This is a genomic window from Pseudooceanicola sp. HF7 (assembly GCF_011806405.1).
GTDB lineage: Bacteria > Pseudomonadota > Alphaproteobacteria > Rhodobacterales > Rhodobacteraceae > Pseudooceanicola.
In genome coordinates, this window is the sequence record NZ_JAATOW010000012.1 from 124,629 (window position 1) to 130,628 (window position 6,000).

Genomic DNA, 6,000 nt, shown 5'->3' on the forward strand with positions numbered 1-6,000 from the left:
TTAACGATCTTCCAATTGCTTTTTGGGACGTGCGCCGATTAACTCGGAATCACGAGGTACGTCTTAGGTGCCCGTTTCCGTATGTTTCGCGGGCGGGCCTTTATCTGGAGGATAAAAATGAAGAAACTCGTTCTCGCCGCTGTCCTGGCCGGTGCCGCAACCGCAGCTTCCGCAGGCGCATACTCTGAGCCGGTGATCGAAGCTCCGGTCATCGTCGAAGAAACCACCAGCTCTTCCTCCGGCATCATCCTGCCGCTGGTTCTGCTGGCCGTGATCGCAGCTGTTGCTGCATCCGAATAATTTCCGTTAAATCGGGAATGCGAAAGGCGGTGGAGCTTTCCACCGCCTTTTTGTTTGCGCAAAGATTTGTTTTGACGGTCCCTGACAGGGCTGCGCTTGCAGCGGCCAGGGGCTGAACGGGCCTTGAAAACAAGGCCCGCACTGATGTTTCAGTCCAGCCAGCCAGCCAGGTTCGCCTCGATCCGTCCGGCAAGCGCCGCGATATGGGCGTCATCGTCGTTCAGGCAGGGGATGTAAGTGAAGCTCTCGCCGCCCGCCTCCATGAAGCTGTCGCGGATCTCCTCGTTGATCTCTTCCAGCGTCTCGATGCAATCGGCCGAAAAGGCCGGGGCGCAGATGGCGATCTTCTTGCGGCCCGATTCCGCAAGCCGCGCGACTTCTTCCACCGTGTAGGGCTGCAGCCATTCCTCCGGGCCGAACCGCGACTGGAAGGTCGTGATGATTCGGTCCTTGTCCCAGCCGAGCCGCTCGCGCAGCAGGCGAGTCGTCTTCTGACATTGGCAATGGTAGGGATCGCCCTCGTGCAGGTAGCGTTCCGGCAGGCCGTGGTAGGAACAGACCAGCACATCGGGCTGTTCGGGCAGGGCGCGTTCCACCGATTGTGCCAGCGCATCGATATAGGTGGCATCGTCGAAATAGGGCGGCAGGGTCCGGCTGGCGGGCTGCCATTTCTCTGCCATCAGGCTGCGGAAGAACTGGTCGTTCGCGGTGGCGGTCGTCGCCCCGGCATATTGCGGGTAGAGCGGGCAGAACAGGATCTTGCTGCACCCCGCCTTGACCATCGCCTGCACCTTGGACTGGGTGGAGGGGTTGCCGTAGCGCATGCAGTAATCGACCATCACGTCTTCGCCGTAGCGATCGGCCAGCACCTGGGACAGCTTGGCATGCTGCTGCTTGGTGATGGTCAGCAGCGGGCTTTCATCCGCCTCCGTGTTCCAGATCGTCTTGTAGGCCGCGCCGCTTTTCTGGGGCCGGGTGCTCAGGATGATCCCCTGCAGGATCGGCTGCCATTTCCACTTGGGGTAATCGATCACCCGCGAATCCGACAGGAATTCTGACAGGTAGCGGCGCATGGACCAGTAATCGGTGCCATCCGGCGTGCCCAGGTTGGCCAGCAGCACGCCCACCTTTTGACGCGGGATCTTGGGGTGGTCCGCCGGGGCGTGGGTCGGGGTCTCTGCCATCTTCGTCTCCTGTCTGTCCCGCTCCGGAGATATAGGCTTCTCTCGGTCGGTCAATGCGCCGTGACGCTGGGCCGCGGCAATCTCTGGCGCCATACTAGGGGAATACGGGCGGGAATACCGGGGGGATCACGGGAAAATGGCCGGAGTCCTTGCGAAATTTCAGCGCAGGCCGCCGCGAAGGCCCCCGCGAGGGCTCCGGCGAAAGGGCCCCACGGCACAGAACCCGCCGCAAACCCGCCCGCCTCAGAACTTCAGCGGCTTTTCCGTGGTGCCAAGCGCATCGGCCAGCGACGCCTTGGCAGAGCCGGGGCGCAGGGGCTGCTGCTGGGAGGCATCGGGCGACCAGCCCGTCAGCGTGACGATCTCAAAGGTCGCGGGTACGCGGCCCTCTGCATCGCCATGGGCCTGCACGTAAAGCTCCATCGCCCGCAGGATCACCGCGCGGCGGGTGGGGCGGCGCAGCCGGTCCTGAAGGGCATTGGCCTCGCCCATGGCACGCAGGTCCGCCAGCAGCTTGAACGGAGAGGCATAGGTGACCGTCAGAACCTCGCTGTCGGCCACGGGCAGGGCAAAGCCGGCCCGTTGCAGCAGCCCGCCCAGGTCGCGGACCTCTCCCATGGGGGCGATACGGGGGGAAAGGCCCCCGGTGACCTCGATCTCTGCCTGGCCCAGGCATTCGCGCAGCTCGCTCAGGGTGCGCCCGCCGAACAGCACGCCCAGGAACAGCCCGTCGGGCGTCAGCGCGCGGCGGCACTGGATCAGCTGGCCCACCGGGTCATTGGACCAGTGCAGGTCCATGACGTGAAACACCAGGTCGGCGCTCTCGGTCTCGACCGGCAGCACATCTGACGGGGGCAGGATGCGCGGCGGTGCGGGCAGATCCCCGGTCAGCCTGGCCCAGTGATCGGGAAAAGGCGTGATCAGGATCGGCTTCGTAAAGGACTTGTTAACGATACTGAGCCGATCCTGAAGGTCCTCCGCCACCCGCTCATGCAGGAACAGACCGTCGGCCTGGGCGCGGGCGCGGCGGGCGGCCAGGGCCGCAGGATCGGTGAGACGGGGGGCAGGGGCTTGGGTCATGGGACGATTAGATAAGTCCTTGGGTCGGGCGGTGCAAACCGCATTGCGGGTGATCTACCCGGCGCGCTGCATCGGCTGCGGCGGCATCGTGGAAAGCGATTTCGGCCTCTGCGGGCCCTGCTATGCCGATACCCCCTTCCTGCTGGGACTGGTCTGCGATGGCTGCGGGGCAGAGCTGCCCGGCGGCCATGAAAGCGAAACCGCCCGTTGCGACAGCTGCCTTGCCCATCCGCCCCCCTGGGACCAGGGCCGCGCGGTGATGGAATATGCCGCCATGGGCCGCCGGCTGGTGCTGGGCCTGAAACATGCCGACCGGCTGGAAATCACCGCCCCCGCCGCCGCCTGGATGGCCAGCAGCGCGCGCCCCATGCTGCGCCCCGGCACGGTGATCGCGCCGATCCCGCTGCACTGGGCGCGGCGCATCGGGCGCGGCTACAACCAGTCGGCAGAGCTGTCGCGCCGGCTGGTAAAGGAATTGCGCGCCCGGGATCCCGCGCAGGAGGTCCTGGATCAGCCCGACCTGCTGCTGCGCACCCGCAAGACCCCCAGCCTTGAAGGCAAGACGCGGGCGCAACGCTACGCGCTGCTTTCTGCCGCCATCCGGGTCAATCCCGCCCGCGCAACCGGGCTGAAGGGCCGGCCGGTGTTGCTGGTCGATGACGTCATGACCTCCGGCGCGACCTTTTCCGCGGCGACAGCGGCCTGCCGGGCGGCTGGATCCGGCCCGGTTTCGGTTCTGGCTCTGGCGCGTGCGGACAAAGCGCTCTAGGTTGTCCCCGGACCCGCATCCGGAGGTAAAATGCAACCGATCGACATCTACACCACCCGAACCTGCGGCTTCTGCCAGGCCGCCAAGCGCCTGCTCGACAAGAAGGGCGTGGCTTACAACGAAATCGACGTGAGCGGCGATGCAGAGGGCCGCGCGAAGATGACCCAGCGTGCCAAGGGCCGGACCTCCGTGCCGCAGATCTTCGTGGGCGAAACCCACGTCGGCGGCTGTGATGAGCTTTACGAGCTGGACGGATCCGGCAAGCTTGACCCGCTGCTGGCGGCGGAATGAAAACCGCGCTGCTGCAAATCACCTCCTCCGACGATCCGGAGGCAAACCTGACCATGATCCGCACCATGGTGGCAGAGGCCGCCGCCAATGGCGCCGGCTTCGTGCTGACCCCGGAAGTGTCCAACTGCCTCTCGTCCTCGCGCAGCCGCCAGGAAGAGGTGCTTTGCACGCAGCAGGAGGATCCCACCCTTGCCGGCTTGCGAGAGGCCGCATCCCAGCACGGGATCTGGCTGCTGATCGGCTCCATCGGGCTGAAGACGGGGGATGCGGACGGGCGTTTTGCCAACCGCTCCTTCCTGATCGATCCGGAGGGAGAGATTGCCGCCTGGTACGACAAGATCCACATGTTCGACGTGGATGTCTCCGAAACGGAGACCTACCGCGAATCCGATGGCTACCGCCCCGGCGATCGCGCCGTGGTGGCGCAAACGCCCTTCGGCAAGGTCGGCCTGGCCATCTGCTACGATGTGCGCTTCCCCTACCTGCACCGGGCCCTGGCCCAGGCGGGGGCCACGATCCTGACCCAGCCCGCGGCCTTCTCTGCGGTCACCGGGACGGCGCATTGGCACGTGCTGCTGCGCGCCCGGGCGATCGAGACCGGCTGCTACGTGCTGGCCCCGGCGCAATGCGGCACCCATCCCCGCACGCGGGGCAAGGAACGCAAGACCTACGGCCATTCCCTGGTGGTTGCCCCCTGGGGCGAAGTCCTGCTGGACATGGGGACGGAGCCGGGCATCGGCTACGTGGACCTGGACCCGAAGGCCGTTACCACGGCCCGCGCCCGCGTCCCCGCGCTGAGCCACGACAGAGACTTCCGCCTGGACCAATGAGCGACCCCCGCAACTCCCTCGCCATCGCGCTCTTTTCAGAGATCCTCGCGGCGGACCAGATGACCCGGAACCGGTTGTCCAAGGTGCTGCCCAAGGGCATGGAGCTGTCGCATTTCTCCTTGCTGAACCACCTGGCGCGCGCCAACACGGAAAAGAGTCCGGCGCAGCTGGCGCAGGCCTTCCACGTGACCCGGGGGGCCATGACCAACACGCTGTCAAAGCTGGAATGGGCCGGCTACGTGCACATCCGCCCGGATTGGGACGATGCCCGGCGCAAGATGGTCTCCATCAGCCCGGCGGGACGGCAGGCGCGCGACGCGGCGCTCAGCGCCATCGCCCCGATGTTCACCAATGTGCTCGAAGACCTCGGCGAAGAGAAGGTCCGCGCCATCCTTCCGATCCTGCGCGACCTGCGTGCCAACCTGGAAGGCGACCGCTAAGGCGCGCCCCGACGGCGTCAGCCCAGCCCCGGCACCAGGATCTGGATCGCCACCGCCCCGGCATAGATCCCCAGAAGCGCCAGGGAATCGAACCCGATCCCCGCCGGCCCCTGCCGCTCGCGCACGATCAGCCCGCCCAGCAGCGCGGTGGTCATCAGCAGCGACGTGACCACCCAGAAGTAATCGCCCATCCCCGCCGCATGGTAGATCGACCCCTCGCGGTAGGCCGCATCCGACAGCGGCAGGAAGAGCGTGTCGAAGGTATTGCCCCCGATGATCCCGCCCACGGCCAGCTGCAACGCCCCCCGGCGCACGGCAGCCAGCGTCGTCACCAGCTCCGGCAGGGAGGTCACGACCGCCGTCATCAGGGCGCCCACAAGCGAGGCCGACAGCCCCAGCTGATCCGTCAGCCCGCCCGCACAGCGCGAGATCACCCAGCCCGACAGCCCCATGACGGCCATAAGCCCGCCGAATTCCGCGAAAAGCCGCGCGTTGGACTTCGCCTTGGCGGCGTCTTCCTCTTCCTCCGGCGCATCCTCCCGCGTGTGACGGGTGCGCACCGGGCGCCACATCGGCTCTTCCCGGACAGAGCGGCTGATCAGCAGCCCGGCCAGGTAAAGCACGGGGATCAGGAAGGACACCGGGTGAATGGCGAACAGCGTCACCTCCGGCGTGACCAGCGCCGAGAGCGGCAGCAGCAGCAGGAAGACCAGCAGGATGCCCTGCACCACGTTGGTCAGCTCCGCCGCCGCATGCTCCAGGTTGGCGCGCCGAAAGGCCAGATCCGCCAGCGCCAGGAAGGCGGTCTGCGCCGCGATCCCGCCCACGGAGTTGGAAAAGGCCAGCGAGGCCCGCCCCTCCATCGCCGAGGTGACAGAAACCACCGTCCCGGAAAGAGAGGTCGCCGCCCCCAGGATCACAGCCCCCGCGATGGCCTCGCCCAGGCCGGTGCGATCGGCGATCTTGTCGGCATAGCCCGTCATGATCACCCCGGTGATCGCGATGATCAGGGCGGAAGCGGCAAAGATGGCAAGCAGGAGGGGCAGGGGAAGCGCGGCGATCATGGCGGCCCAACGTTCGGGGCGCAGGGCGGTTCCGCCTCTTCT

General features: G+C 66.6%; 8 protein-coding genes. 5 read left to right on the forward strand and 3 right to left on the reverse strand.

The genetic code is table 11. The annotated features are described in order from the left end of the window. Positions 1–117 precede the first annotated feature (117 nt). Complete coding sequence (locus HCZ97_RS09445; protein ID WP_167688456.1) at positions 118–300, forward strand: hypothetical protein; 183 nt, start codon at positions 118–120, stop codon at positions 298–300. 149 nt (positions 301–449) lie between these two features. Here HCZ97_RS09445 and hemH read toward each other — a convergent pair whose 3' ends face one another. Then, positions 450–1,484, reverse strand: a complete 1,035-nt coding sequence (gene hemH, locus HCZ97_RS09450) for a ferrochelatase (RefSeq protein WP_167688457.1) — start codon at positions 1,482–1,484, stop codon at positions 450–452. 243 nt (positions 1,485–1,727) lie between these two features. Next, the gene (locus HCZ97_RS09455; RefSeq protein WP_167688458.1) at positions 1,728–2,564 is read right to left on the reverse strand and encodes a methyltransferase domain-containing protein; all 837 of its coding nucleotides are present in this window, start codon (positions 2,562–2,564) and stop codon (positions 1,728–1,730) included. Positions 2,565–2,595: 31 nt separating this feature from the next. On the opposite strand from HCZ97_RS09455, the gene HCZ97_RS09460 reads away from it, so the two are divergent. From HCZ97_RS09460 to HCZ97_RS09475, 4 genes are read left to right on the forward strand one after another with little or no spacing between them, the layout of a single operon-like run. After that, positions 2,596–3,333 (forward strand): double zinc ribbon domain-containing protein, encoded by a 738-nt coding sequence (locus HCZ97_RS09460; protein ID WP_368484344.1) that lies wholly within the window; start codon positions 2,596–2,598, stop codon positions 3,331–3,333. 30 nt (positions 3,334–3,363) lie between these two features. Continuing rightward, positions 3,364–3,624, forward strand: coding sequence for a glutaredoxin 3 (gene grxC / locus HCZ97_RS09465; protein WP_167688460.1), 261 nt, complete (start codon positions 3,364–3,366; stop codon positions 3,622–3,624). Continuing rightward, on the forward strand, positions 3,621–4,454 hold the full coding sequence (locus HCZ97_RS09470) for a carbon-nitrogen hydrolase family protein (protein WP_167688461.1): 834 nt from the start codon (positions 3,621–3,623) through the stop codon (positions 4,452–4,454). Before grxC ends, HCZ97_RS09470 begins: the two co-directional genes overlap by 4 nt. Then, positions 4,451–4,894 (forward strand): MarR family winged helix-turn-helix transcriptional regulator, encoded by a 444-nt coding sequence (locus HCZ97_RS09475; RefSeq protein ID WP_167688462.1) that lies wholly within the window; start codon positions 4,451–4,453, stop codon positions 4,892–4,894. The genes HCZ97_RS09470 and HCZ97_RS09475 overlap by 4 nt, the downstream gene beginning before the upstream one ends. Positions 4,895–4,911: 17 nt before the next feature. Here the strand turns inward: HCZ97_RS09475 and HCZ97_RS09480 are convergent. After that, positions 4,912–6,000: sodium:calcium antiporter (locus HCZ97_RS09480; protein ID WP_368484345.1), on the reverse strand; the 1,089-nt coding region annotated here is incomplete at its 5' end.

Bases quoted from the DNA above. Each gene is read 5' to 3' on its own strand.
- HCZ97_RS09475 (WP_167688462.1), top strand. From the start codon at position 4,451: ATGAGCGACCCCCGCAACTCCCTCGCCATCGCGCTCTTTTCAGAGATC.
- HCZ97_RS09455 (WP_167688458.1), bottom strand. From the start codon at position 2,564: ATGACCCAAGCCCCTGCCCCCCGTCTCACCGATCCTGCGGCCCTGGCC.
- HCZ97_RS09470 (WP_167688461.1), top strand. From the start codon at position 3,621: ATGAAAACCGCGCTGCTGCAAATCACCTCCTCCGACGATCCGGAGGCA.
- hemH (WP_167688457.1), bottom strand. From the start codon at position 1,484: ATGGCAGAGACCCCGACCCACGCCCCGGCGGACCACCCCAAGATCCCG.
- HCZ97_RS09445 (WP_167688456.1), top strand. From the start codon at position 118: ATGAAGAAACTCGTTCTCGCCGCTGTCCTGGCCGGTGCCGCAACCGCA.
- grxC (WP_167688460.1), top strand. From the start codon at position 3,364: ATGCAACCGATCGACATCTACACCACCCGAACCTGCGGCTTCTGCCAG.